Source organism: Nitritalea halalkaliphila LW7, from assembly GCF_000265075.1.
GTDB lineage: Bacteria > Bacteroidota > Bacteroidia > Cytophagales > Cyclobacteriaceae > Nitritalea > Nitritalea halalkaliphila.
This window is the reverse complement of the sequence record NZ_AJYA01000005.1, coordinates 72,750-97,990: the sequence shown is the minus strand read 5'-3', so window position 1 is coordinate 97,990 and position 25,241 is coordinate 72,750. Positions and strand designations below refer to the sequence as shown.

Below are 25,241 nucleotides of genomic sequence, written 5' to 3'. Positions count from 1 at the left end.
TATAGCTAAACTCAACATGAAAAATACATATTTTGTACTCCTAACGATGGTGTTTATCCTCCAGGCATCGGTGGGATGGGCGCAGCGTTTTGACCGAGAACGGTTCGGGAAAAACAGGGTACAGCATAAGGAGCTGCAGTGGTTTTACTACAGCAGTAATAACTTTGAGGTGTACTATTACGATCAGGGGATGAATAATGCCCGGATGGCCATTGATTTTTTAGAGTCAGAATTTGATCGCCTGACGCAGTCTATCGGTTATGTGGCCTATACCAAGCCTAAAATTTTTATTTATAATTCTCCGGAGGAAATTTTACAGAGTAATTTAAACCTGAACAAAGACGAGTATACGATAGATGGGCAGACTTTTTTTAGCCGTCTGCTGGGAGAGGTGGCGTTTCCAGGCAACTGGGAAGATTTTAAGCGAGATTTGATTTATGTGACCTCGAAGGTGATTATCGAGGAGATGCTATATGGTTCTTCGATCGTGGATGCCTTCCAGTCGAATTTAGTGAATCGTTTTCCGGACTGGTATGTGGATGGTGCGGCGATGTATTTAGCGCATGGCTGGAGCAGGGAGATGGACGATTATATCCGGCATTATTTTAAGCGTGAGGGGCAGAAGGTACGTCTATACAAGTTAAAAGAGCGTGAGGCTGCATTAGTGGGGCAGTCGATCTGGAACTTTATCGGGGAGCGCTATGGCAAGCGGTACATCAGTTCGATATTAAATTTAAGCCGTATCAATCGAAACGAGGAAGCGAGTATCGCGAACACGATCGGGATGGATTATAAAAACGTGATGACGCAGTGGCAGACGTTTTATACGAGCGTGAATAAACCTGTTTTCGATGTTTTTAAGGCGGTGAAAGAGAGTGCTGTTATAGCCGAGACGTCTGATCGGCAGTATGGGGCCATTACCGATATCAAGTTTAGCCCAGACAGCAAGCATTTAGCATATGTGATTAACAATGGGGGGCGCTATCGGGTGCAAGTGCGGGAGTTGGCGACAGAGCGCGAGACGACTTTATACACGGGGGGATCAGTGAGTAAGGATCAGCCTGTCAATACGACCTCGCCGGTGATTGCCTGGAGGGATACCTTGAATTTAGCCATTGCCACTTTCCGGGGTGGGGTAACTACGCTGCGGCAGCGCGCCATAGATGGTTCTTCGAATGACAAGATTTACTTGCGAAACATCACGCAGATCACGCACATGGATTACAATGCCTCCGGCAGAAACATCGTCATGTCGGTCATTTCTGCGGGGAAATCGGATATTTATACCTTGAATGCACGCGGACAGGGGAGAAGGGTGACGAATGATGTGTTCGATAATTTAACGCCCATGTGGCTAAACGACAGCACGATTATTTTTTCTTCGAATCAGGTGGATCTGCCGGATTCTGTGCTGACCCGTACGCCGGATGCGAATAAGTTGCCCGGTTATTTTAACCTCTGGAAGGCGGATGTAGATTCTGTAGTGACTTTCGAGCGTTTGACGAATGTGAATTATCGGAATGTGCGCCCGATGCGTTTGAATTCGGATAACATTTTGTATTTGAGTGATCAGAGTGGCATCACGAATTTAAACCGTATGTCGGTAGCTTCTGCGGTTAGCAGTCAGGTGTCTGCACTAAATAAAAGTATAGAAGTGTTTGATTATTCTTCCCAGTTGAACCGGGTGGCGTATGCCGTTCGGGACGGCAATAAGGCCCGCCTGGTGTATGAGCTTATTCGAATGCGGATCAGTTTACACCTTCTACACCTCGGATGCAATTGGCGCAAGCCAAACAGTTAAACGAGCGGATGAATGCTGCGGAGGCGGCGGGTTCTCAGCGTAGGACAAGCCGTGCGCAGGAGGAAGAGGAAGTTTCTGAGACGGAGCTGATCGTACTTCCAGAGCGCGCTGCTGTAGAATCGGCGACGGAAACAGCTGTTTCGGAGCTTGTGACGGAGGAATCCGAAGAGGAGCAGGTAGAAACGGAATCGGTGCTGGAGGCTGAGGAGGAGGAGCAGACAGAAGAGCTAATAACGCGTATTCAGGAGGAGTTAGCAGTCATCGCTGAGCAAGTGGAGAGTATTACGGTGGAGGAAGCTTCCACAGAAGAAACGATGGAAGGAGAGTCGCAGGCGCTGAGGAGAACGGAGCGAGAGAGCATCGCGTCAGATACGACACGAAGAGCGGCCACTACACCTCCTGCGGGTGTGAACTTAGAAGAGCTACTGATCGGTGCACCGAGTCGTGCGGGTACTCCGCGAGCCGCAGCCACACAGGGGGCGGCGCAGCAGGGAGCTGCTAGTCAGGTTGGTGCGCAAGCTGGGGAGGGACCCGCGCAGCAGGGCGGTGTCTTGGATCAGTTTAGACGTATGCAGTCGCCTTCTTTCGAGCGCCTTCCAGAGGTGACGCTGGGTGAAGCTACGGATACGGTTCCTCCGAGGACAGGTGGAAGTGGCCGAATCGACACACAGGGGCTACGTTTTGAAGGTAGGGGAGGCATCGATTATGAGAATTATACCTTCGATACGATTCCAGCGCTTCAGGATTTCCAGCAGGAGCCGAGGAGAAATTTGGCCGGCAGAAATGCCTTATTAGAGAACTTCAGACGTCAGGGTTTGCAGCGTCGTATTACGGGGCCACGAAGAATTACACCACAGTTCATGACATCTAGCTTCCGTACGAACTTCGTGATCGATCCTCTTCGTGGCTTTGGGATCGCGCTAAATGGTGAGATGAATGATTTACTCGATAATCATCGGGTGCGTGGTGGCATCATGGCTGCCTTAGACTTTAGGTCGGGCTCGGATGTGTTTTTCGATTATGAATACCTTAAGAGAAGATTAGACTTCCGTTTCCGTTATGACCGGAGTGCTTTGCAGGTATCGGAGGGAGAAACGTTTCAGCGCTATGTCTTGAACAAGGCGGAGCTAGGGGTTTCTTATCCATTAAATGTGCATAGTCGCCTGACGCTGGCGCCTTTTTATGCGAACACACAGTACTTTAACTTGAATCCAGATTCCTTATTACGTGCTACGGACCGTGATGCGAATAGCCTGATGGTAAATTATGCGGGTGCACGTGCGGAGTTTGTGGTGGATAAGACCACGCAGTTAGGGCTGTATATGCAGCAAGGGTTTAAGGCTAAGGCAGGGTTTGCGCATTTCCAAGGCCTGAATGCTGCAGATAGATCCTTCTCGAATTTCTATTTGGATGTGCGGAACTACCAGAAAGTGGTGAAGAACATCACCTTTGCTTCTAGGCTCTTTGTGGGAAGTTTCTTCGGAAATAACCCGCAGACGTATTTAGTAGGGGGGATGGATAACTGGGTTTTTAACCGTTTCAGTCAGCCTCCGGCCAATCGAAATGAGCCTTCGCCAGTGCGTAATCCGACAGGGGTAGAGAATTCAAATATTCTGTTTGCGGAATTCGTAGATTTACGTGGTTATGATCTGGATGAGATTCGCGGGAATAATGTCATTACCTTCACCTCTGAGATTCGGGTACCCATTTTCTCTTTCTTGTCGCGGGGGAATTTGACGAGCAACTTCCTGCGTAATTTCCAGATGGTCGGCTTTTATGATATCGGCTCGGCATGGAATGAGGCGGCTCCTTGGGAGCGTGTAAATGATCAAAATACAGAGGTGATCCGTACGCCGGCATCTCCTTTTACGATAACGTTAAATAATTTCAATAACCCGTGGTTGCAGAGTTACGGAGCGGGCATTCGTACGGTCTTGTTAAATTATTATGTCAAGATGGATGTCGCTCGTCCGATACGGAATAATCAGCCTGAGAATTTAAGGCTTTATGTGACTTTAGGGTATAATTTCTAAAGAAAAAAAGATGATTAAATCCATGACAGGATTTGGCACGGCCAGCTTTGAAAATGAGCTGGCCTTTGTGCATGTAGAAGTGAAGACCTTAAACTCCAAGTTTTTAGACCTTTCGATGCGGTATCCCAAGCAGTTTTCTGCGAAGGAGTTAGATATACGGCAGCTTGTGAGTCAGCACCTGGAGCGCGGTAAGGTTTCGCTAGCGGTGGAATTCGTGAAAAAGCAAGCAGATGAGCTTCCAGTGATCTTTAACAAAGCGCTTTTCGAGCGTTTTTATAAGGAGTTTTCGGCTATGGCAGTGTCCGTGGGTGCGCACAGCGAGGAGCTCTTAAAACTTGCTTTGCAGGCGCCTGGCGTGATGCATACGTTGACGGAGAAGTCGGACTCTGAGGAGCAGGATTGGGCGCTTTTAGTGCCTGTATTAGAGGAGGCGCTGCGGCAGTGTAATGGCTTTCGTGAAGATGAGGGTGCTTCCTTGATGGAAAAGTTCCAAGAAAGTTTGCAGGTGCTTCGGGAGCAGCTGGAAGGCGTGCGTCGGGAAGAGCCTATTCGTAGGCAGAAGGTACGCTCGCGGATTTCCACGAATGTTAGTGAGTGGTTAGGAGATATGAAGTTTGATGAAAATCGCTTTGAGCAGGAACTCATTTATTATTTTGAGAAGATCGACATTACGGAAGAGCTTGTTCGCTTGGAAACACACTTGAATTACTTCGAAAAGACCTTATTAGCCACACACGGCCAGGGAAAGAAGCTCGGCTTTATCAGTCAGGAGATAGGAAGGGAAATCAATACCATAGGCTCTAAGGCTAACGATGCCGCGATGCAGAAGCATGTGATTCTGATGAAGGACGAGTTGGAAAAAATCAAGGAGCAAAGCTTGAACATTCTTTAAATGAAATGATCGTGCTCGCTCCTATGGTGGCGATGAACATAAAAAAAGAGGACCTGTCCTCTTTTTTTTATGTCAAAGTTTTAGCGGGTCGTTAAAAGAAGAATAAAGCGCTGCTGCGAGGGAATAAAAAAAGGAACACTCTTCAGTGTTCCTTTTATATGTATGTAGGGAATTAACCTAGTTTAAACTTGATTGGAAGACGCATACGTACACGTACTGGACGACCTCGCTGTTTTCCTGGCTCCCATTTCGGAGCATTAGAAACTACTCGTACAGCTTCCTCGTCACAACCTCCACCGATACCACGGAGAAGTTCTACGTCTTGGATGGATCCATCCGTGTTTACTACGAAAACCACATATACAGTACCTTCGATACCCATTCTACGTGCTTGCGTAGGGTATTTTAAGTTGGAGTTCAAATATTTCATCCAACCTTCCATGCCACCTGGAGGCATTGGTGGAGACTCCACCACATCGAAAATCTCGTCAGCTTTCTCTACTGGAGGAGCTTCAGAAATAACGACCTCTTGGATAACGGTCTCTTCCTGAATATCCACATCGAAATTCACCTCGATTTCATCTTCGATTTCGATTTCATCTGGAATTTCTTGGATAATAGGCTGCTCCATGGGAGGCGGTGGTGGGGGTGGCTGATCCGTGATCGGAATATCGAGGAGGTCCTCGAAGTCATCTGTAAGAGTCCCCAAGTCTTTTAGGCCCAAGTCATCGTAGAACTTGTACTCAAAAGCACCAAGGACGAGAGCAACAGACACTGCCAAACCAATATTCAGGAACATTCCTGTCTTCTTGGTTAAATCAGCTCCTGGCGTCTTTTTAGCTTCCATGTGTGATTAACTATTAAGGTTGATGGTTTAATTACCGATTTGATTCAACAATCTTAACCAAATTAATTCACTTACGCAAATTTTCGGTTTCGCTTATATACGAAGTAAAATATACTTACACCGACGGCACTTCCCGAAAGATTCGCGATGATGTCAGCGTATTCAAAACTCCGGTTAGGCACCAATTGCTGCAAATACTCTATAAATATCGCATAAATTACCCCGAAAAGCAAATAAATCGTGAATAAATATCTTTTTCTAAGTGCTTTCAGTCTGTGTTTTTTATGCACACTAGCGAAGCCCAAGCTGTATCCGAGGAAGAAAAAAAGCGTAAAATGGGCGATTTTATCGACGTAAGGAATTTCTGGACCTTCCGAGGGGATGGCTTCTCCCGGTAGTAGCAGTGCGATGGAAATCCCTATCAGCAGCACTAATACCGGGAAAAATCTCTTGTTCATCTTTATTCGCCTATGAGTTCGGTGTAGGCATCTGCATCTAAAAGCTCCTCAGTGCCGCCCGTAATTTTAATGCGAATCATCCAGCCATCCTCATAAGGAGACTCATTTACAGCCTCAGGAGTGCTCTCCAAGTTTTCGTTGAACTCTAAAATCTCACCACTTACGGGCATAAAGAGATCGGACACCGTCTTTACCGCCTCCACAGTCCCGAAAACCTCACCTGCTTCGATGGTTTCGCCCACTGTTTCTACCTCTACATAAACAATGTCGCCCAGCTCACGCTGCGCAAATTCCGTAATGCCTACTGTAGCGACATCACCTTCGATCTTAACCCACTCGTGGTCTTTTGTGTACTTTAGTTCCTTTGGGAAGTTCATAGCGTTTCTTTTATAGAGGTCAAAAATACAAGCTTTCGGCTAATATGGAAACCTATTGTGCTAAATTAAATCTTAGCTGTCCACCAAAGGCCGTAGCACTCCGTCTAAAGGCTGTGGTCACACGAGGCTCATTAATGGTGCGGTCGAAATAAAGGGTCAAATTCAAATTTTGATTCACCACATAACTCACTGTAGGACGGAGCTGAATGTTGATATTCCCATTTGTAACCGTACTGGCTTCGCCGATCCTACGCTGCAGCTGATTGGTGTCTACGATGCGGGTGGTGAGACGTACGGTCAAGTCATTATTCAATACTTCTTGTCTGCCTTGAATCTTAAATGGAATTTTCACTCCGGCCTTCGTGTAACCGAGGTCAAAGCCAAAATCTCTGCTACGCTGCTCGGTAATCTGCGCATTGGAGAAATTTAAGCCTAAGTTTCGCTCCGTATTGTATTCTAATCCGATATTCAGTCGGTCTTTCGTTAATAAGTTGATACCGATCAATGGCGCAAAGCGCTCTGCTAAGATAACCTGATTCAGGACGAAAACGGGTATAAATTCCCCAAACTCGTTCGTAAGCGTAGCCCCAGGGATGTTTTGTATGCGATTAAAGAGCTCTAAGCCATCCTGATAGAGTAGGGAATTAGAGAAATTACTCACCTCATAAAAGGAATTGTACGCATGCGTAATATTTATGCTGGAGAAAATATCCGAGAACAGGGGTAACTTAGAAAGGCCATCGTAGTCTACGCGGAAGTTCGGGATAGGGATATTCGGAAAAGGATTTAAGGCGATCGTGTTCGGATCCCGCCCCGAATAGGCTGCCAGGAAAGAGAGACCGAGGACCGTTTGCCCGTTAAGGGCAAATTCCCCTCCTGGATTTTCTGTATTTAAGCGGCTCTGAATAATTTCTCGGTAGCTAACAAACCGTTCAAAGAGTCTGCTGTCGCTTCCGCCTGCATTATCGCGCACGAAAGTGGTGCGCAGCATGCTGAAGGAAATACTGTAGGCGCGATCCGGTTCGGGCTGAGGCTGACGAACTCTCCTGGGTTATCCATTGAATTTCGGAATATCTCGCTAAATTCTCCCGTTTCCCGTTTCCGTGCTTCCACCGTAACGCGGAAATTTTTAAAGGTTCTAGCAGCCCGTTCACTTGAATGTTGACCGCTTGATTTTGTCGGAAGGCTTGTGTGAGTTCTGGACTTGGCGCGATCAGCCCACGGGTGGCCAGATCATTCCGAATACCGGGGTCTTGGGCACCGATAATAAAGCCAAGACCAGGGTTCAAGAAGCTTCTGTCCAAGCCCAGCAAGCCGGTTTCAGCCATATAACCGGGCAAAAAGGTGCCCTCCACGATCGCATAGCGGAAGTTGATGTCCTTAAGCATGGTCGCGAAGCGTACCAGACGCCGTGTGAAAGGTGTACCGATCGTATCTTCTGCACTTTTTTGGCCCCTGCCCGGAATGCTGGGCCTGCGCGGTGCATTTAGCGCCTTGTATTTCTTGTTTTTGTTATAAAGCTTGACAAAATCTAATTTTCCATTCACCGAGCGATCGCGGGTATTGTTGATCACATTCCCGAGGGTGTCTCGCTGCCCGATGGCACCTGTTTGCCAGTTGAAGTTTGCTCCGTATCGGGTATCCATGCTGATCCAGTCCAGTGCGGGGATCTTGTTTAAGGGCACCTTGTAGTTCGCGTTTATCTGGTGATTGTAATTCGTCGTACGTCCGAAATTTCGTAAATTCACTAGTACAGAATCCCGCGCAGCCTCTGTGTCGAGATCTCCTTCGGGTTCGTCCACGATGGCCATGACACGGCTATTAAAGTCCACCCGCAGGCTTCGCGTAAGGTCCCAGTTGACCCCGTAGGTTCGGTTAATAAAAAAGCTTTTTTGGAACAGGGGATCCACCCCATCTGTGGTCAGCTGATCGTTACGGAACTGAGTACGCATGAATCGGCGATCTACATCCAGACGCGCCACCACGGAGCTCGGGCTGAAATTAAAGTTGACATCCTGAAGGGCCTTTCCATATTTTCCGTCTAAGAAGCTCCAGCTTTTAAAAGGCTCCACGATTGCCGGGTTTGGAGAATAGGCATAAGCCACATTCCCGACGTAGCTCTCGAAAACGAAGCTCTCGGTATGGATATTGCTTTGGTTCACCGAACCAAAGGCATAGGAAACCGCAAAATTACTCAGGTCATAAGGTCTATTTCGGGTGTTTTCTGGATTTTTTAGTTTCCGAATATTTGTGAAGCCGATATTCCTTCGCCTACTTCTATCGATCACCTGACTGCGATAAAAGTCTCGTTCCTCCTGTGTTTCGAAAGTGGAGAGCGCCAGCTCAAAAGGAACATCTGGATTCAAGGGGTCGAATTCCGGCGTCACAAAGGCATTTTCTATGCTAAAGTACATGGGAACGCTCACATTTAAGCCCTCAGGGAGTAGGCGATCTACAGCCACATTCGCCGAAATATCAAACTGCGTGGCGGCCTCTCGCGCACGCTGTGAGAGGCGTGTTTCTAGTCCACCGAAGCCGATGGTGCTATGGCGTACCGATGCGGAAATCGTGGCGATATCGGCTATCTGTGCGTTTAAAATCGCATTGGCCGCCCAGCCAGAAGACTCCGTAAAACCGGTTACCCGGAGCTCATTCGCCCAAACGCAGACACTGCGCGAAGCGGTGCCTGTGCGCCCTGGATTTCGAATTCCGATCATCATCCCCTGAATCATGGAGAGTTCCGGCCTACCCACTACGGTGACCTTGTACTGCGCGATATCCTGTGTGAAAGGGAGGTTCATCGGATGGCTTCTTCTATCACGCTCCACTTTTACCCCCACGACTTCTTGGATGGCGATGTCGATTTCATTCTCTTCGGGCCAGATTTGTCTCGGATCTCGCGTTCCCCTTCGTGTAATCGTCAGGGGCACCTCTATTTCGTAATAGTTGTCGGTGTAATCGGTACCCATGCGTAAAAATGCAGTTACCTCCCATCTTCAGCATCGTCGCTGTCGGCATGGAAGAACATGCGAATCCGTTCGAACTGCACCAGGTCCAGCTGAGGGGTATTTTTAAACACCGCACGGGCATCACGTGGCTCCAGTTCGCTGACGCAAAGGGAAAGGGACTGCTCATTCAACTGCCGCTCCACAGTGCCAAGTTGTCTCTATCTCGCACGATGCCCGGTGGGAGCACATAAGGCTGCGATCAGGACCTCCCTGACTGTTTTCTTCGATGTTCACGACGCCTACGGTTAGATTAGACACATCGGGCTCTGGAACCTGGAAGAAACCACGCTCGAATAAGGACTCTTGAAAAACGCGCCACTGGCTACCGACTAAGCGGAAGTTGGCCATACGTAAAACTACTGGCTGCTCGAAGTCTGTCAAATAGGTTCGCATAAAGCGAATCGAGTTAAAACCGGTGATATCACCGATGGTACGGTCCGGGGTGCGGACAGGGATACGGAACAGGTACCAGTTGACCTCCTCTCCCGCGACATTAGCCGTTTGCTGATCGACGATGTAGTTTCTTCCTACCTCTAAATTTCCTGGGCGGAGGTCGATTTCGTATTCGTAATAGCTCTCCAGCTCATTGATGGTATTGTCATTATTTAAGTCTTCATTATCCGGGAAGTTAGAGCTGGAGGGGGTGAAGGGCAAGTTATTATTCGCCGTAATCGGGGTATTTCCCTCCATTCCATTAAACTTCTTATAACGCTCGAGAATTTTCGCATCGCGCTGATCGTACTCCTCGTCCAGGTAGTAGCGGAAATTATCATTGCTGGGATCGCGTAGGATTTCCTGTAAGGCATTTTGGGAAACGCTCAGACGGTTAATAAAGTTACTTCGGAAGAAATCGGCTTCTTCCTCATTGCGCAGCCCATCCAGACCTACGTCCTGGTTTCTGCGACTATCTGGGCTGTTATCGAAGGCTGGGAGCAAAAATTGCTCGCGGGTAATCCTGCCCCAGGGTGTGGTGCTTGTTCGGGCGGCGTCGCCATCAGCGGGAAGGCCGTTTTCGAAGCCATGCCGTCCATCTGGAATGATGTCTTCGGATACATCGCCCAAGTTAAAGCGTAGAATACCGCCTGTGCGGTTATTTTCATTAAAGCGACCATCGATGACACGACCATTTTCGCCTCGATAAAGGGGTCTAAAAGCCAAAATTCGATGAATTCTACATTGTTTCGGTCAAAATCCACTTCCGTGGTAATCGCGCGTGTGACCCCACCATAGTTTTGGCGTGGATTCGGGAGGAGGCCTTCCGGAGTTAGGCGCGGGTTATAGTTGTACATCCCGCGTTCACTCGGGAAGTAGGCCATCTCAAACAGCGGCTCTGGCACGATAATCACATCGCGGTCCCTGTTCGGGAAGATCTCCTGCGGCAGCACCCGGCGTACGTAGTGGTTGCGTCGATCTTCACGTGTGATATTAGGAGGTACCCCCGGGCCAGTCTCTCGGTAAAAGATATTGTCGATATTATACCAGGCCACACGGGCGCGGCGGTAGGCACGACCCAGCTCCTCGCCTGTGGTCAAGCTTTCATCGAAGGCATTGCTCGGCGTAACCGGTGTGGCGGCGAGACTCCAGTTTTGCGCGGCAGCGCCACCGAGGTTAAACGGCGTGATGGCGGTTTCGAAATCGTCGATATAGGAGGCCGCTTCTCCGGCCACGCGGTTCGAGGTGCCGGGGATGAGCTGAGCGAACTCTCCGCTAAACTGAATGAAGGATTTTTCTTTCGTGTTCGTAAAGGGCAGGCGTCGGCGAGCTTGGTCAGCAGCGGGATTCATCATCGTAATTTACATCGAGCCCCCACATGCTGTTTCGGAGTGTCTCATTCCCCGTGGCGATACGGGTGATGTTCGGGCGTTCGTTGAGGTACATGAAGGTACCTCCGATATTCAGGTTATCGTTTACCAGGTAGTCTAGGCGTGTTCCGAGGAGACTTCGGGTCTGGAAGGAGACGAGATCGGCTTTTTCGAAGCTGATGCTGATGCGTTTTCCGGACTGTAGAATGCCCTCATTGATGATACTGACGCGTCCTAGGTTATAGTCCACGGTAAAATCTACTCCTTCGGTGAGGGGGATGTTTCCTGCCTGCACGATGACCGAGCCCGGAGAGATGTTAAGTCCTGGAAGCATGATCTCAGATGCAGAGCCCGCCGTGAGGCGCCCGCGGATAAAGAACTTGTTAAGCCGTGTGACCAGTTCTGCATTCGCACGGGTGGTGCGGTAAAGGGTGTCGAAGACAAAGCGATCGACGAGCTGGGCCTCATTCGGAAGAAACTGCTCGCGCAGGGTGCTGCCGAAAGGTTCCAGAACAGGGAAGGCGATCATGCCGCGCTCTGGGAAGATGGTAATGCCAGGCACAAAGTCGAAGTTACCATCTGGCGCTGGATCATTTTGTGGATTTAGACGGTCTAAGCCCAACAAGCGGATAAGGGGGCGGTTCCGTACGTTTTCGCCCTCTAGCAAGCTGACATTATCCTGCCCCGTTCGATCGTCGCGGTAGATGATTTGCAACTGGAAGCCTTCACGCTGAATTTGGTTCGCATTCAGGTTGTAAATGTTTTTCATCATCAGCTCCCAGGTGGGCACGCGGGTATTGATACGCGCGGGGCGCAACATTTTCAAAAAGATGACTTCCGACTCAGGACGGTTTTGATAGTCTTCGGAAAGTTCCCCTACGCGGAAGGTCTGCCCATTAAAGGTATATTCGAACGAAACTGCGAGCACCTCATCGTTTTGCAGCTTTCGGATGAGGGAAATATAGCCAAGCTCCCGGTGGAAGACGAATTCATTATCGTTTAGGCGGCGGGCACTATTAATTTGTTCGAAATCAGCACCCCGTGTTAGGTTGAACTCCGCCTCGATCGCGCGGCTGCCGGTATCAAAAGCCCGGAAGGCAGGATTATTGGTCAGGTTTCGAAAGAGTGCATTCGCATCGTTCGCTGTGGGTGAGCTCGGGTTAGGGCTGCCGATGGCAGGATTTTCGGGATTGAGCAAGCGCCGACCTTCCCCAAGGTCCATAAATGCAGAGAAGTTACGAAGTGTTTCGGTAGTATTACTTCGATTCATGACATACACTTCCACGCGCGTGATATTCACTCCAGAGAGGATTTGAGGGATGCCTCTTAGCCAGCGTTCATAGTTGTCCCGGAAGAAGTGGCCGAGGAAGAAGTGTCTGTTTTCGTCGTAATTATGCCCTTGGATTTCGAAGGGGCGCCCCTGCGAACCGCCCTCGATGATCAACTCATCGCGACGTCCCCGCTGGGTGGAGGCCACACCTGTAACGAAAAGTTTCCCAAACTGCAGCTGTGTGCGTACGCCGAAGAGGTTTTGAGCGCCGGGAATCAAGCTGTTTTGGATGGGCATGCTGACATTTCCGATTTCGATCGACTTGATGATATCCTCTTCGTATCCGACGTATTCTAACTTGAGCTGATTTTGGAAGTCGAAGGAGTTATTCGAGTCAAAATTAGCGCCTAGCCGCATTTTTTCCCCCAGCGTACCGTTGACACTCATTTGGATCTGCTGGTTGAAGTTAAAGTTTCCGTTTTGCTGCTGCCGAATCGGGATGGCAGGGTTATCGGTGCGGCGGAAGATAGCGCCCAAGTCGAGGTCTACATATCCGGTAGGCGTGATATTAAAATCGGAGCCTCCGAAGATGCGGTCAAGGCCGGGACTGACGGTAAGCGGAGGGATGATTCCCCTGCCACTGACAGCGGATTCGCCATCGAGTCCACGGGAGCGGCTGCGCCAATATTCCTGTCGGACGCGGTACTCTTGGATCTTAGAGAACTCTTCGAAGTTATAAATTTGGCCTGGCAGCACATCGGTGCTGTCGATCGGCTGGCGCACGCGGTAGCGGAGCGCCGTGTCGATTTCTACCTGGATGTCCGTACTACTCGGCGGCACGAGATCGAAAGGGGAGTAGACACGGTTACGCGGCAGGCTCTGCTCGGGGTAAAGCGGCCGTGTCTGGCGGTCGGGCCAAATGAGAAAAGAGGGCAGTTTACGCCGAAGGTCTAAGCTATCCAGCTTGGAGGGAATGGTGTCGTTCGCACGATTTGGCGCCACGCCGCCCACAGTTTCAGGCGCTACTACTTGTGCGGCGCTTCGAAAAGGAAGTGCACAGAGAAGCAAAAGGGGCAGCACCCAAAAAGAGAGCATGCAATTGGCTTTCGTAGTCGTAAAAAAGTGCGGATTACAAGCCATTAAACTGGGTGAAATGTGACGCTAATTAATCTTCAAAGATGCCTTAATTAAATCTTCTAGCGAAATATTTGGCCCGCTTTTTTTCAGCACGGCAAGGATATTTTTTTCAGCTACTGCTTTCGCGAAACCTAAGGTCATCAGTGCTTGTAACGCTTCCTCTTTGGTTTTATTGCTGCTCTCTGCCGCGACAGGTTGACCACTCGGAAGGTCTGCTACAGCGGTCTTGTTCACCTTATCCTTCAGTTCCAAAACGATGCGCTGTGCTGTTTTTAGTCCGATTCCTTTTACTTGCTGGATAGTTTTATGATCTCCATACAAAATAGCCTCGATAATCTCCTGTGTCTTTAGGGAGGACAGGATCATAAGGCCTGTGTTCGGCCCCACTCCGGAGATGCTGATGAGCTGTAAAAAAAGGTTTTTTTCTTCTGCATGGGTAAACCCATAAAGTGTGTGGGCATCTTCTTTTATGTGTAAATAGGTAAGGAGCATGCCCTGCTCCTTACCTTTAATTTCACTATACGTCTGCAGCGAGATTTTCACCTCGTAGCCCACCCCATGGACATCGATCCAGACGTGGGTAGGATCCAGCTGCTTAAACGTACCTGCTAAATATGCGATCATAAATTATGTTCTTCATTAAACTGAGCATCCACCACTGCGATGGCGACCATATTCACGATATCCCGGATGGAGCTTCCCAGCTGCAAGATATGCACGGGCTTCTTCATGCCCAAGAGCACAGGGCCCACAGCCTCTGCATGGCCCATCTCTGCCAGTAGTTTATACGCAATATTTCCGCTCGCCAGATCTGGGAAGATGAGGGTGTTCGGTTTATTGTCGATCAACTTACTAAATCCGTACAGTTCTTTCTGTAGTTTTTCGTTCAGCGCTACGTTTGCCTGCATCTCGCCCTCGATGATAAGATCCGGATACTTGGCCTTCGCTGCGGCTGTGGCCCAAGCGGTTTTCTCGGGGATAGCCCCTTTGGCGGAGCCAAAATTACTGTACGAGAGCACGGCGATTTTCGGCTCAAGGTCGAAAAAGCGTACTCCCTGAGCAGCGATTTCGATGATTTCAAGCAGCTCTTCCTTCGTCGGATCCACATTTACGGTCGTGTCGGCGAAGAAATAAGGCCCGCGGTCGGTGTTCACGATGTACATACCAGAAACCTTTTTTACCCCCTCCCGAGGACCGATGATCTGAAGGGAAGGAATGATCGTTTTCGGGTAGTCTTTCGTTAAGCCGGAGATAAAACCATCCGCCTCTCCGAGCTCTACCATCACCGCACCGAAGTAGTTCCGATCCCGCATCAGGCGAATGCTATCCTGTAAGGTGAGCCCCTTGCGATGACGCTTTTCGAACAGGACATGGCCATAAGCTTCGCGCTTGGCATCTTCCATAAACGGATCGATGATGGCCTCGTCGAGAAGGTCCAGCTGATGTTCAGCGATGAGGTGTAAGATGCGCTCTTTATTCCCTAAAAGTATCGGCGTGGCGATCTTCTCATCCCGTACTACTTGTGCGGCCTTCAGGATGTTCACATTATCTGCCTCCGCAAAGACGATGCGCTTCGGATTGCGCTTGGCCTTCGTGATGACCCGCGACATCAACTTCTGATCGATGCCGATGCGCTCCTGCAGCTCTAATTCATATTTATCCCAGTCTTTAATCTCGATTTTGGCTACCCCTGAGGCGATGGCGGCCTTGGCTACGGCAGGAGCGATGGTGGTAATCAGCCGTGGATCTAAGGGTTTTGGAATGAGGTATTCAGGTCCAAAAACCATTTTTGAGCTACCATAGGCACGGTTGACGATTTCCGGAACGGGCGCTTTCGCCAGTTTCGCGATCGCATGCGCGGCGGCCAGTTTCATGGCTTCATTAATCGCTGTGGCACGTACATCGAGTGCACCGCGGAAAATATATGGGAAGCCCAAAACATTATTCACCTGGTTCGGGTGATCACTTCGGCCTGTGGCCATAATCACGTCCGGACGAGAAGCGATGGCTGTTTCGTAGGCGATTTCCGGATCTGGATTTGCTAGCGCAAAGACAATGGGGTTTTCCGCCATGCTCTGAATCATCTCCGCACTTACGATATTTCCAGCCGAGAGACCTAAAAACACATCTGCACCCACTAGGGCATCTGCTAAATCCTTAATCGCACGCTTGGTGGCGAAAACCGCACGGATTTCATCCACGTTTGGTCGATCTACGGTGATAGGTCCTTCCCGGTCGCACATCACGATGTTTTCCGGACGCACGCCGAGGCTGATGTAAAAGCGGGTACAAGAAACTGCTGAGGCTCCCGCGCCACTTACGACCAACTTAATCTCCTCGATTTTCTTGCCGACCACTTCGAGTGCATTTAAGAGTGCAGCCCCCGAAATGATCGCCGTTCCATGTTGATCATCATGCATCACCGGAATGTTCATCTCCCGCTTCAGGCGCTCCTCGATCAGAAAGCACTCCGGCGCCTTAATATCCTCTAAGTTCACCCCACCGAAAGTCGGCTCCAGGGAACGAATGATCTGAATGAGTTTTTCTGGGTCTTTTTCATCTATCTCGATATCGAATACATCGATACCGGCGAATTTCTTAAACAGGACACCTTTCCCTTCCATCACCGGCTTGGAAGCCTCTGGACCGATGTCCCCCAGGCCCAAAACAGCCGTTCCGTTTGAGATAACGGCGACCAAATTGCCCTTCGCTGTGTACTTATAAACATTTTCCTTATCGGCAGCGATCTCCTTACAGGGCTCTGCCACGCCGGGTGAATAGGCGAGGGCCAAGTCTAACTGGAGGATAAAGGCTTAGAGGGGATCACTTCGATCTTTCCTGGGCTACCTTGGGTGTGGTAATTTAAGGCGTCTTCTTTTCTGATTTTAATAGCCATATAGGTAAACTATTGATTGTTTTAATAGGTCTGATGCGGCCGTGTGGTTAAAGCGCCTTTCCTGATTCTTACACGCTTACTCCGCTGCTGCCCGCAGCAAAGTAGTGCCCGTCAGCAGGGTTTCTATTTCGCGTATGGCCTCACGGTGCTTTTCATTCGGGTAGTACACGAAGCCTTCCATGTAGTAGAGCTTGTTATTCTCCTGGTCTACAAATGCGATACCTAGCATGGACCCTCCCATGCTGTTGGTATTGGTTTTCCATCCCCCACGCATCTCGATGGCATAATTACCTGCTACTTGGGTGTAAAAGAAGGTGGGCTCTGGGTATTCGTATTCTAATGTTAAAAAGGAATCTCTATTCGAGGGATCTCCGAAAATATGCTGGCGCGTGATGTTATTACGCATGCGCATGATGTTCTCCGGTTTCAGCTGTTCCTCAGAAACGTAATTTTGGACATGATAAAACAGGCTGATATCCGCACGATTGGTGTTCGGGGTGGGCTGGCGGAGCCAAAGGAAATCTGACTCGGCCTTGGCTATCTGGTAAGAGGCAGGCAAGTTTAAGTTTAGCCCTAAAGGCTCTCCCCCCGCTCGGGCATCTCCACTTTTTCTATTTAAGATTAGCTTCTCTAAACGTTCCTTTTCGCGAACGCGGAAGATGTTTTGGATACGTGCACGGTTGTTTTCCAAATTAGCCACTAACTCTTCCTCATTATTTCCAAAGAAATAAATCACTTCCTGTCCTTTCGCGAACTCATCGTTAGCGCGATACATATGAAAATTACGATCCTCCGCTGCTTTATCCTTCAAATTCTGCGCAAACTGGGCATTTATCGATTGACTTCCGGGCTTCTTATCGTCAAAAGTGGTGACAAAAACCAAGTTCGTGGCCATACGTAAAATGCGGGTCATGGCTTTCGGCTCCACGCGCTTCACCGAAAACATCGGCTCAGGGCGGATAAGGCCAGGAACCTCTTCTTGGAAGATTTTTTTCAACTGATCCCCTACAGGGCCCGCCCATTTCGCGCTGTCTATCGCTAAAATGATCTCTCCGATCTGACCGCGCGCCTTCGGCTTGTTCTCAAAAATGGAGCCTTCCTTACCTTCTTTATCTCCTGCACAGGACCAGAAGAAACAAGTTGCAAAAACAGAAAAAAAGGCAATGAGAAGGATAAGGTGAATTTTTTCATAATCTTCTTGTTTAGATGAAAGCCTTTAAAGATACCGTAATTTTATAGCTTAAAAAAGACTTTTAGCCAATAATCAATTGCTGTCCAGGCTTTATTTGATTATTTTGAAGATTATTTAACTTTTTAATCTGTTCGACGCTCAGCCCTTCCACTTTTTTGGAAATTAGCCAAAGTGAATCTCCGGGCTGTACGGTATATAGCTTCTTTCCGCCTTTTTCCGTGATACTTACCGTAGACTGCGCCACTAATGCACCTCCTGCACTGGAAGCAGCAGGTGCGGCCGTGTATAACGTGAGCTGCTGACCCACTCGAATCGTATTCGAATTCAAGTTATTCCACATTTTGATATTCGCAACAGTAGTTCCATGGCGCTGCGCGATTTTACCCAAGACATCGCCCGACTGTACACGATATTTGATTTCATAGGCTGGACCTCCACCCGCGACCATGCGGATATTCGGATTGTATATGGCCCGAAGCGCCATCATCCGTTCCGTATCCGGCTGTAACGTTTCTGCTAATGCTTCCCAATCCATCGACTCCGCAACTGCCGCGGCTGGCAGTTGTATCCCTTTGTGCTGATGTGACTCAGGCAAGAAACCGTTGTGGTAGGCAGGGTTTAACTGCATAATATCCGCTGCCTTTACTCCCGTCACCGTAGCTAACTGCTCGAAGTCCACCGGCATACCGGGCTTCACCTTGGTGACAGCGATCGGGTAGGCAGGATCATCCAGTACTAGGCCATGGAGTTCTTTGTGCCGCATGACATACATCATGGCCTGAAACTGGGGCACATAGCCGCGTGTCTCTCGTGGCAGGTAGGGATAGATTTCCCAAAAGCCCTTTTTTCCTCCCGCCCTGCGAATGGCTTTGCGCACATTTCCAGGGCCACAGTTGTAGGCGGCCAGCGCCACCTCCCAGTCGTCAAACATCCGGTAAAGGGACTTCAGATATTTGGCCGCCGCTTCCGTGGCCGCTAATGGATCTTTGCGATCATCCGCATCTAAGGAAACGTTTAGCTGGTACATTCTTCCGGTAGCCGGCATAAACTGCCAGAGCCCCATGCCACCTACGCGCGAGCGTGCCGCCGGATTCAGGCAGACTCGATGATGGCCAGGTACTTAATATCCTCTGGCATGTCATGCCGGCGGAGGACTTCGTCAAAAAGTGGGAAATACTGCACCTCACGCGCTAAAATCATGCGCACATAGTCTCTGTTACGCACTGCAAAATAGTCGATGAAACTGTACACCCTCTCGTTTAGGGTGAAAGGCATGTCCGTTTCCATGGTACGGATTCGCTCCGCTACCTCATCATAGGTGAAATCAGGAATAAAATCTACGCTGTAGTCCGGCTGAATTAGTGTTTCCTGAAGGCCCTGATTTAATAAAAACAACTCTTGCCCATGACTCCTGTGTGGGGTTACCAGAATGCTGGCGGTACTGACAAGCAACATATAGGTATACGCTGTCCACTTCATGGGCAAGAGAGGGGTTATGGGTTGAGTTTTAAAACATAGGCGGCGAAGGCATACAGCTCGGCCTCTTTAAAAGCATTCGCCATTATTTGTAAGCCGATCGGCAGTCCTTGTGCATCTTTTCCATTCGGGATGGATATCGCGGGCACACCCGATACGGAGGCCGGTACTGTAAACAAGTCTTCCAAATACATCGCTACCGGGTCGCCAGAGTGCTCGCCAAACTTGAAGGCCGTGCTCGGCGTCGTCGGAAGAACGATGTAATCGTACTTGTTTAACAAGTCTTCTGTAAAGTCGCGAATCAACTTCCGAACCTTCTGTGCTTTCGTGAAGTAGGCATCGTAATAACTAGCGCTGAGCACGAAGGTTCCCAGCATGATTCTACGCTTCACCTCTTCGCCGAAACCTTCCGAGCGCGTCAACTTGTACATGCTTTCCAAGTTATGCGCATGCGGGCTTCTATAACCGTATTTTACGCCATCGAAGCGGGAAAGGTTAGAGGAAGCTTCTGCTGTGGTCAGGATATAGTAGGTCGGCAACACATATTTAAGAAGGGGAAACTGTACTTCTTCTACTGTGTGTCCTTCCGCCTTTAATTTTTCGAGCACCTGTAAGGTGTTTTCCTTGATCTCGGGCTGCAAAGCCGGAGAATCGATAGATTCCTTCAGATAGGCCACGCGTGCGCGTTTTTCAAAGTGCAAAAGCGTGGAGTAGGCCGGCACCATTTTGCGCGAAGCGGTACTGTCCTGCTTGTCATGCCCGGCGATGATTTCCATCACCAACGCATTATCAGAAACCTCACGTGAAAAAATACCGATCGTGTCGAAGGAGGAGGCGTAGGCGATAAGCCCCCAGCGAGACACTCGGCTGTACGTTGGTTTTATGCCGACGATGCCCGTGAATGCGGCCGGTTGGCGCACAGAGCCTCCCGTATCGGTTCCCAGAGAAACCGTACAGAGGTTTGCCTGCACCGCTACGGCCGAACCTCCAGAAGAACCTCCCGGTACGCGGCTTTCATCGGCAGCATTTAGGACTTTGCCATGGACAGAATTTTCATTTGAGCTTCCCATGCCGAATTCATCACAGTTCAGACGACCGATGATGATGGCATCTTCCTGCAGGAGCCGCTCCACGGCCGTACAGGTAAATTGGGATTCGAAACCCTCTAGAATTTTACTGGAGCATTTACGGTGTGGCCTTTATAGACCAGAACATCTTTTATGCCGACGACCATACCCGCTAAGCGACCAGCCTTGCCCTTTTCCAGTTTTTCATCGATACGCCGTGCTGCCGCTAGGGCTTCCGCTGCATACACCTCCACGAAGGCATTTAGCTGGGCACGTTCTTGAATATTTCCGAGGTAATGCTCCACGATCTCCACACAGGTAGCTTGCTTGTTTTCCAGTGCCTTTTGGATCGCGTCAAATGAAAGAAATCTTTCCAAAATCTACGTCTGCTTAAATTAATCTTTCTTTTTCTTGTCGTTAAGGCCTTCTTCCAGGTCCTCTTGGATCTCTTTCGTGGCGTCCTTAAACTCTCGGATGCCGCGTCCTAAACCTCTTGCCAGTTCAGGAATTCTTTTGGCACCGAAAAGCAGTAGGATCACCAGTATAATCAGGATAAGGGACCCTCCACCCACGTTCGGTAAGAAACCTAATGTCATCATAATCATTTCGTTTATTTTGGACAAAGATACTCATGTACAGGGCTAACACAAAGCATCTGCCCTTAGTTCTATTGACTTTTTTATGGAAGGCATTGTTTTTCAGCTTATTTCCCCGCAAGCCAGCTGGCCGGATTCATCGGGGTGAGGCCTTTCCAGGTCTCAAAATGCACTTCTGAAATCCCGTCCTTGTTCGTGGCCACTTTACCGATCACATCGCGCGCCTTTACGGTCTGCCCGCTTTTTACTGTTATCGTTTTTAGGCGGCTATACATCGTGAAATATTCGCCATGCTTGATTAAAACCGTACCTCCATAGCCGGGAACTGTTGCCACCTTCATCACCACGCCATCGAAAACGGCCCGCACGTCAGCATTTGCCGTTGTTTGAATATCGATGCCGTCATTATCGATCGTGTACCCTTTCAGGGTGGGGTGAGGGGTGGAGCCAAATTTCTGGGAGATAAAACCTGATGCTACCGGCCATGGCAGCTTGCCCCGATTTCCGGCGAAGCTGGCACTGAGCGCAGCCACCTCTGGGGTCATCGGCATGTTTCCTGCAGGTGCCTTAGCTACAGGGGTCTCCTCTTTTTTGGCCTTTGCCTCTGCTAGTCGGATTTCCTCTGCGATGGCTTCCCGGATCAGGCGGTTCAGGCTTTCCTGCTGTTTTTTGGCGCGGCCAAATCCTTTTTAATCTTATCTTCCTGCTGTCGGAGGGAGGCGACCATGCGCTCCTGTTCTTTTTTGGCGTCCGCCAAAGCTTTCCGCTGCGCTTCCTCCTCCTTTAACACTAGTTTTCGCTGTTCCAAGCGCTGCTCGATGGCGGCTTTTTGCTCCTTTAATTCCGCGCTAAGGCTTTCCATGCGGGCCACCTGCCGCTTGCGCGCGGCCGCATACTGCCGGAGATAGTTTAGCCGGAGAAAGAGCTGTTTTACAGAGTTCGAGCTGAAGATAAAGGCGGTGAGTGTCCTGCCCTGATTTAACTTGGCGCTATAATAAATCATGCGCGCATACTCCTCCTTTAGCGCCTTGAGCTCCTTTTCAAGCTCCTGAATGCGGGATTCTTTCTCACGCACCTCGGCATTGATCAGATTGATTTCTTTGTTGAGGTTATTAATCAAACTCAGACGCGCCTGCAGTTTTTGGTTGACGAGGTTGAGTTCCGAAATACTCGCCTGCCGGCTGGCGGTGGTGCGCTGGAGGATGCGGTCAAACTCGCTGATGCGTTTTTGGAGCTCTTCTTTTTCACGTTCCAGCTGGGCACGGGTGCGCGAGGTGCTGCCACTTTGTGCCAGCAAATCCGGAGTACCGATCAGAAGGAAAAGAAAAAGGAGTAAAAAGAAGCGCTGCGGCATAGGCGGAGAAAAGGTCAATATTGAAAAGGAAAGCTCAGGGGTTCGGTTTCCAAGGTTACCTTGGTGATGTCGAGATGAAAAATGCTGTTTTGGCGCTGCCCATCGAGCCGTAGGGAAAGCTTCAGGAGCATTTCTCCCGGAAAAGGCTGCCCTTCCAGGTCTTCGATACGCTTGTAGGAAACCAGCAGGGAGCCTTTGTTTTCCAGGGAGGTGGTGCTGATTTCTTCGGCCTTACCGTGTAGCGTGTTTACACGGGTATGGTAGCGTACCTTATCGCGGACCTGCGTCAGTTCGAAGGTTTTACTTAGCCGAATAAGCCGGTCTTCGAAGGAAAACGGGTACGGGATATTCGCGAAAAGGATGTTTTGGAAGAGTTCGAGCGATAGGCGGAGGCCATAGCGGTCAGCGAACTCCTCAAAAGACATGGCGATATTCTCGCCATTTAGGCGGTCCCGAAGAAAGATGCGGTCCCCATCGATCAGGCCGCGCAGGGCTTCTACGCCCAGGCCCGGGGTCAAGCTAAACCATAGTTTTTCGTCTTTTTCCGCCCGAATGGTGATGGACCCACGGGTGGTTTTGCCATTCGGCTCCTCGATGACGAAGCGCCCCTTTGCGCTCAGGTAAGTGTAGTCGAGTACGGCGGGGTTAAAGGTTTCCATGGCCTGATCCGCCGTGAAAAGAGAGGCCCTTTTGGCGCAGCCCCCCAGCACAAGCCCTAAGAGGAGAAAAAATGCAATAGCCTTATTCATAGTATCTACGATCTCGGATTTTTTTACTGAGCTGCTCGGAAGTTTCATCGCCGCCCTCAGCTTTCTTCCAGAAGCTGATGGCCTCGTTTCGCTGGCCCAGATGGTATAGAATATCGCCATAATGCTCCAGCATCACGCCGCTCGGGGTTTCCTCCTCAGCCAGTGCGCGCTCCATAAAGATTTTGGCCTCGGCATACTCTTCCAACTGAAACAGTACCCAAGCATGTGTGTCCAGGTAGGTGGCATTTTTAGGATGTTTTTTTACCAACTTAGCAGACATGTTTTTCGCACGTTCCAGGTCCCGCTTTTCGAGGGAAAGAAAATAGGCATAGTTATTTAGCACGTGCTCATCATCCGGGCTTTTCGCGAGCGCCTTTTCATAGTGGGCGAAAGCCTCCTCTTTACGACCTGCCTGGTGATAAGCATCTCCCAGCTGCCCGAAGAGCAGAAGGTCCAGCTGGCTGTTTTGGCCCGCATTTAGCTCCAAGCTTTTTTCCAGCGCCTCCACAGCGGACTCACCTTTCTTCTGCGCTAAAAGGGCTACACCGTGAAAGAACCAGAAGTCGGGGCGCTCCGGGAAGGCATCCACGGCGATGCTGCTGTAGGTTTCGATCTCCGCAAAATCATCGGGCTGCTCGAAAAGACCGCTTAATAAGTTGAAAATCAAGTCTTCATCTTCTGGCTGCAGCATCACACTGCGTTTCAGGAAGGGAAGAGCCTGCGCCGTCTGCCGGCGCTGCATGTGGCGCATGCCGAGGACACCGAGAACCTCTGGGCTGTCGGGATGTAAGGCATACAGGGTGGTTTCCAAGCTGTCTAATTTTGTTTCGCGGGCCTCTGTACGCATCTCGCGCATGATGTCTTCGAAGGCTTCCGCCTTCACAGCCGCATCCAGATCAGGATTTGCCATCGCCTTAAACAAAAGGGGCTCGGCTTTCGCTAAGTTGCCCTGCTCACGGAAGATCGCATACGCGGCTAGATCCAGCTCGGGCTGATTGGTATACTGTGCCAGTGCACCATCGATGACGGATAGGGCCTGTTCGGTGCGGCCATTATTAAATAGGATTTCAACCAGATTAATGACATAATCTGCATTTCCGGGGAAGGCATCCACCAGTTTTTGACCCTCTGCGATCGCCGCGTCGAGGTTGTTCTGGCGTAAATAAATTCGCTGCTTCTGCACGATAAGCTGCTCCACGATGCCATAATAATCTTCTGCTCGGTCCAAGGCTTTTAGGGCTTCTGGGAACATGCCAGAGCTGAGGTAGATAGAGGCCAGATCGAGGATATACTGATCGTTTTCGTCCGTGTCGCGCATCAGCTCCTCCAAGATTTCTGCGGCGCGTAGGGGCTGATTGGTCTGCGAATAGGCCTCAGCCATCATCAGCGCATAGTATTTATTTTCCGGATCTGCTGCCCGCGCGCTTCGCGCAAAGTCCATGGCTTCCTCGGTATTTCCCGCACGGAGGAGTATTTCGGCCAGTTTGAAGTTGATGGCAGGCTCATTCGGTTTAATCTCACGGGCCTTGTTTAGGTAAAAATAGGCACGCTCGAAATCCTCGAGCATCATAAATTTTTGGCCCTCGATAAACAGGCGGTCGGCACGCTTGTCTTCGAGCGCACGCTTCTGTTGCTTTCTACTCAGTTTGTTTTGGGCGAAGCCCTCCACCACTACAGTGCAGAGTAGGAGAAACAGGACAGGAACGAATCGAAGAAGGGGCGTACGCATGCGGGTAAATAACTAAAGATGGATGTGGTGAAGCTGGGCGCAAATATTCAGCCAAAGCTGGTGCGAAGGCGCGGAGGCGGCCATTTCTGCCCTATTTTACGCGGAAATGGGGCAAATGTTTTTTCAGACGCTGTGCTGCCATAGCCTCCCGTGCCGCGGTGTGTGTCGCTTAGCTTTTCTACTGGCTGCCAGTCGATTTGTTCGTGCCTAGCGACAACCAGCTGGGCGATGCGCTCGCCGTCCATGATGGTAAAAGGCTCTTGGGAGAGATTGATGAGTAAAACGCGAATTTCACCTCTGTAGTCTGCATCGATCGTACCGGGGCTGTTCAGGACGGTGAGGCCATGCTTGAAGGCCAAGCCACTGCGGGGGCGTACCTGACCTTCAAAGCCTTCAGGAATTTCTACGAAAAGGCCTGTGCTGATAAGGCGGCGCTCCATAGGTTTTAGGATGATGGGCTCCTCTAAAGCCGCGTAAAGATCCATGCCCGCAGCTTTAGCCGTCTGATAGGCAGGCAGGGGATGTCCAGAGGTATTAATAACAGGTATTTTCATGCG

21 protein-coding genes and 3 pseudogenes are annotated in these 25,241 nt (G+C 49.9%); 3 read left to right on the top strand and 21 right to left on the bottom strand.

Translation table 11 applies throughout. The features are described from left to right. Positions 1 to 16 precede the first annotated feature (16 nt). Genes A3SI_RS02610 through A3SI_RS02600 form a run of 3 tightly spaced genes read left to right on the top strand, consistent with a single transcriptional unit; the run spans position 17 to position 4,726 of the window. The gene (locus A3SI_RS02610; protein ID WP_050977336.1) at positions 17 to 1,801 is read left to right on the top strand and encodes a TolB family protein; all 1,785 of its coding nucleotides are present in this window, start codon (positions 17 to 19) and stop codon (positions 1,799 to 1,801) included. Then, positions 1,774 to 3,834 carry a BamA/TamA family outer membrane protein gene (locus A3SI_RS02605; RefSeq protein ID WP_050977334.1) on the top strand — a complete coding sequence of 687 codons (2,061 nt, stop codon included), beginning with the start codon at positions 1,774 to 1,776 and terminating at the stop codon, positions 3,832 to 3,834. The genes A3SI_RS02610 and A3SI_RS02605 overlap by 28 nt, the downstream gene beginning before the upstream one ends. Before the next feature lie 10 nt (positions 3,835 to 3,844). Beyond that, positions 3,845 to 4,726, top strand: a complete 882-nt coding sequence (locus tag A3SI_RS02600) for a YicC/YloC family endoribonuclease (RefSeq protein ID WP_009053506.1) — start codon at positions 3,845 to 3,847, stop codon at positions 4,724 to 4,726. 172 nt (positions 4,727 to 4,898) lie between these two features. Here the strand turns inward: A3SI_RS02600 and A3SI_RS02595 are convergent, their stop codons facing one another. From A3SI_RS02595 to dut, 21 genes and pseudogenes are all read right to left on the bottom strand, one after another. Next, a complete protein-coding gene (locus A3SI_RS02595) occupies positions 4,899 to 5,573 on the bottom strand; it encodes an energy transducer TonB (protein WP_009053505.1) in 675 nt (224 codons plus the stop codon). A 71-nt stretch (positions 5,574 to 5,644) separates the two neighbouring features. Continuing rightward, entirely contained in the window at positions 5,645 to 6,031 is a 387-nt protein-coding gene (locus A3SI_RS02590) for a VanZ family protein (protein WP_009053504.1), read from the bottom strand. 2 nt (positions 6,032 to 6,033) lie between these two features. Then, a complete protein-coding gene (gene gcvH / locus A3SI_RS02585; protein ID WP_009053503.1) occupies positions 6,034 to 6,408 on the bottom strand; it encodes a glycine cleavage system protein GcvH in 375 nt (124 codons plus the stop codon). A gap of 52 nt (positions 6,409 to 6,460) precedes the next feature. Beyond that, positions 6,461 to 7,399 carry a T9SS outer membrane translocon Sov/SprA gene (gene sov / locus A3SI_RS23515; RefSeq protein ID WP_449406398.1) on the bottom strand — a complete coding sequence of 313 codons (939 nt, stop codon included), beginning with the start codon at positions 7,397 to 7,399 and terminating at the stop codon, positions 6,461 to 6,463. After that, positions 7,371 to 9,377 carry a T9SS outer membrane translocon Sov/SprA gene (sov, locus tag A3SI_RS23510; protein WP_449406397.1) on the bottom strand — a complete coding sequence of 669 codons (2,007 nt, stop codon included), beginning with the start codon at positions 9,375 to 9,377 and terminating at the stop codon, positions 7,371 to 7,373. Before sov (A3SI_RS23510) ends, sov (A3SI_RS23515) begins: the two co-directional genes overlap by 29 nt. A gap of 14 nt (positions 9,378 to 9,391) precedes the next feature. Then, the gene (locus tag A3SI_RS23505; RefSeq protein ID WP_449406396.1) at positions 9,392 to 9,559 is read right to left on the bottom strand and encodes a hypothetical protein; all 168 of its coding nucleotides are present in this window, start codon (positions 9,557 to 9,559) and stop codon (positions 9,392 to 9,394) included. After that, the gene (gene sov, locus A3SI_RS23500; RefSeq protein ID WP_449406395.1) at positions 9,540 to 10,478 is read right to left on the bottom strand and encodes a T9SS outer membrane translocon Sov/SprA; all 939 of its coding nucleotides are present in this window, start codon (positions 10,476 to 10,478) and stop codon (positions 9,540 to 9,542) included. Before sov (A3SI_RS23500) ends, A3SI_RS23505 begins: the two co-directional genes overlap by 20 nt. A gap of 137 nt (positions 10,479 to 10,615) precedes the next feature. Next, positions 10,616 to 11,200 (bottom strand): annotated as a pseudogene (locus tag A3SI_RS23495) (hypothetical protein); the annotation flags it as partial. Next, a complete protein-coding gene (gene sov / locus A3SI_RS23490; protein WP_449406394.1) occupies positions 11,184 to 13,583 on the bottom strand; it encodes a T9SS outer membrane translocon Sov/SprA in 2,400 nt (799 codons plus the stop codon). The gene sov (A3SI_RS23490) and the pseudogene A3SI_RS23495, both read right to left, overlap by 17 nt. 66 nt (positions 13,584 to 13,649) lie before the next feature. Continuing rightward, positions 13,650 to 14,249: a Holliday junction branch migration protein RuvA gene (gene ruvA, locus A3SI_RS02575; RefSeq protein WP_009053502.1), complete on the bottom strand. Its 600-nt coding sequence runs from the start codon at positions 14,247 to 14,249 to the stop codon at positions 13,650 to 13,652. Continuing rightward, positions 14,246 to 16,521, bottom strand: a pseudogene (locus tag A3SI_RS02570) (NADP-dependent malic enzyme). Before A3SI_RS02570 ends, ruvA begins: the two are co-directional and overlap by 4 nt. Before the next feature lie 76 nt (positions 16,522 to 16,597). Beyond that, a complete protein-coding gene (locus A3SI_RS02565; RefSeq protein ID WP_050977333.1) occupies positions 16,598 to 17,704 on the bottom strand; it encodes a DUF4837 family protein in 1,107 nt (368 codons plus the stop codon). A 70-nt stretch (positions 17,705 to 17,774) separates the two neighbouring features. Further along, positions 17,775 to 18,758: a LysM peptidoglycan-binding domain-containing protein gene (locus A3SI_RS02560; protein WP_449406399.1), complete on the bottom strand. Its 984-nt coding sequence runs from the start codon at positions 18,756 to 18,758 to the stop codon at positions 17,775 to 17,777. A 47-nt stretch (positions 18,759 to 18,805) separates the two neighbouring features. Then, positions 18,806 to 19,192 carry a hypothetical protein gene (locus A3SI_RS20050; RefSeq protein WP_238531563.1) on the bottom strand — a complete coding sequence of 129 codons (387 nt, stop codon included), beginning with the start codon at positions 19,190 to 19,192 and terminating at the stop codon, positions 18,806 to 18,808. Positions 19,193 to 19,206: 14 nt separating this feature from the next. Further along, positions 19,207 to 20,633 (bottom strand): annotated as a pseudogene (gene gatA, locus A3SI_RS02555) (Asp-tRNA(Asn)/Glu-tRNA(Gln) amidotransferase subunit GatA). Positions 20,634 to 20,651: 18 nt separating this feature from the next. Further along, positions 20,652 to 20,855: a twin-arginine translocase TatA/TatE family subunit gene (gene tatA, locus A3SI_RS02550; RefSeq protein ID WP_040669912.1), complete on the bottom strand. Its 204-nt coding sequence runs from the start codon at positions 20,853 to 20,855 to the stop codon at positions 20,652 to 20,654. A 104-nt stretch (positions 20,856 to 20,959) separates the two neighbouring features. Continuing rightward, on the bottom strand, positions 20,960 to 21,403 hold the full coding sequence (locus A3SI_RS20045; RefSeq protein WP_238531562.1) for a murein hydrolase activator EnvC family protein: 444 nt from the start codon (positions 21,401 to 21,403) through the stop codon (positions 20,960 to 20,962). Positions 21,404 to 21,501: 98 nt separating this feature from the next. Then, positions 21,502 to 22,206 carry a murein hydrolase activator EnvC family protein gene (locus tag A3SI_RS20040; RefSeq protein WP_238531561.1) on the bottom strand — a complete coding sequence of 235 codons (705 nt, stop codon included), beginning with the start codon at positions 22,204 to 22,206 and terminating at the stop codon, positions 21,502 to 21,504. A gap of 14 nt (positions 22,207 to 22,220) precedes the next feature. Then, complete coding sequence (locus tag A3SI_RS02540) at positions 22,221 to 22,955, bottom strand: DUF4292 domain-containing protein (RefSeq protein WP_009053497.1); 735 nt, start codon at positions 22,953 to 22,955, stop codon at positions 22,221 to 22,223. Further along, positions 22,948 to 24,684, bottom strand: a complete 1,737-nt coding sequence (locus A3SI_RS02535; protein ID WP_009053496.1) for a tetratricopeptide repeat protein — start codon at positions 24,682 to 24,684, stop codon at positions 22,948 to 22,950. Before A3SI_RS02535 ends, A3SI_RS02540 begins: the two co-directional genes overlap by 8 nt. Before the next feature lie 47 nt (positions 24,685 to 24,731). After that, entirely contained in the window at positions 24,732 to 25,238 is a 507-nt protein-coding gene (gene dut, locus A3SI_RS02530; protein ID WP_009053495.1) for a dUTP diphosphatase, read from the bottom strand. Positions 25,239 to 25,241: the final 3 nt, after the last annotated feature.

Excerpts from the sequence above, each read along its gene's own strand:
- A3SI_RS02610 (WP_050977336.1), top strand. The coding sequence starts at position 17 with ATGAAAAATACATATTTTGTACTCCTAACGATGGTGTTTATCCTCCAG.
- A3SI_RS02605 (WP_050977334.1), top strand. The coding sequence starts at position 1,774 with ATGCAATTGGCGCAAGCCAAACAGTTAAACGAGCGGATGAATGCTGCG.
- A3SI_RS02600 (WP_009053506.1), top strand. The coding sequence starts at position 3,845 with ATGATTAAATCCATGACAGGATTTGGCACGGCCAGCTTTGAAAATGAG.
- A3SI_RS02595 (WP_009053505.1), bottom strand. The coding sequence starts at position 5,573 with ATGGAAGCTAAAAAGACGCCAGGAGCTGATTTAACCAAGAAGACAGGA.
- A3SI_RS02590 (WP_009053504.1), bottom strand. The coding sequence starts at position 6,031 with ATGAACAAGAGATTTTTCCCGGTATTAGTGCTGCTGATAGGGATTTCC.
- gcvH (WP_009053503.1), bottom strand. The coding sequence starts at position 6,408 with ATGAACTTCCCAAAGGAACTAAAGTACACAAAAGACCACGAGTGGGTT.
- sov (WP_449406398.1), bottom strand. The coding sequence starts at position 7,399 with ATGCTGCGCACCACTTTCGTGCGCGATAATGCAGGCGGAAGCGACAGC.
- sov (WP_449406397.1), bottom strand. The coding sequence starts at position 9,377 with ATGGGTACCGATTACACCGACAACTATTACGAAATAGAGGTGCCCCTG.
- sov (WP_449406394.1), bottom strand. The coding sequence starts at position 13,583 with ATGCTCTCTTTTTGGGTGCTGCCCCTTTTGCTTCTCTGTGCACTTCCT.
- ruvA (WP_009053502.1), bottom strand. The coding sequence starts at position 14,249 with ATGATCGCATATTTAGCAGGTACGTTTAAGCAGCTGGATCCTACCCAC.
- A3SI_RS02560 (WP_449406399.1), bottom strand. The coding sequence starts at position 18,758 with ATGCCGGCTACCGGAAGAATGTACCAGCTAAACGTTTCCTTAGATGCG.
- A3SI_RS20050 (WP_238531563.1), bottom strand. The coding sequence starts at position 19,192 with ATGAAGTGGACAGCGTATACCTATATGTTGCTTGTCAGTACCGCCAGC.
- tatA (WP_040669912.1), bottom strand. The coding sequence starts at position 20,855 with ATGATGACATTAGGTTTCTTACCGAACGTGGGTGGAGGGTCCCTTATC.
- A3SI_RS20045 (WP_238531562.1), bottom strand. The coding sequence starts at position 21,403 with ATGCCGATGACCCCAGAGGTGGCTGCGCTCAGTGCCAGCTTCGCCGGA.
- A3SI_RS20040 (WP_238531561.1), bottom strand. The coding sequence starts at position 22,206 with ATGCCGCAGCGCTTCTTTTTACTCCTTTTTCTTTTCCTTCTGATCGGT.
- A3SI_RS02540 (WP_009053497.1), bottom strand. The coding sequence starts at position 22,955 with ATGAATAAGGCTATTGCATTTTTTCTCCTCTTAGGGCTTGTGCTGGGG.
- A3SI_RS02535 (WP_009053496.1), bottom strand. The coding sequence starts at position 24,684 with ATGCGTACGCCCCTTCTTCGATTCGTTCCTGTCCTGTTTCTCCTACTC.
- dut (WP_009053495.1), bottom strand. The coding sequence starts at position 25,238 with ATGAAAATACCTGTTATTAATACCTCTGGACATCCCCTGCCTGCCTAT.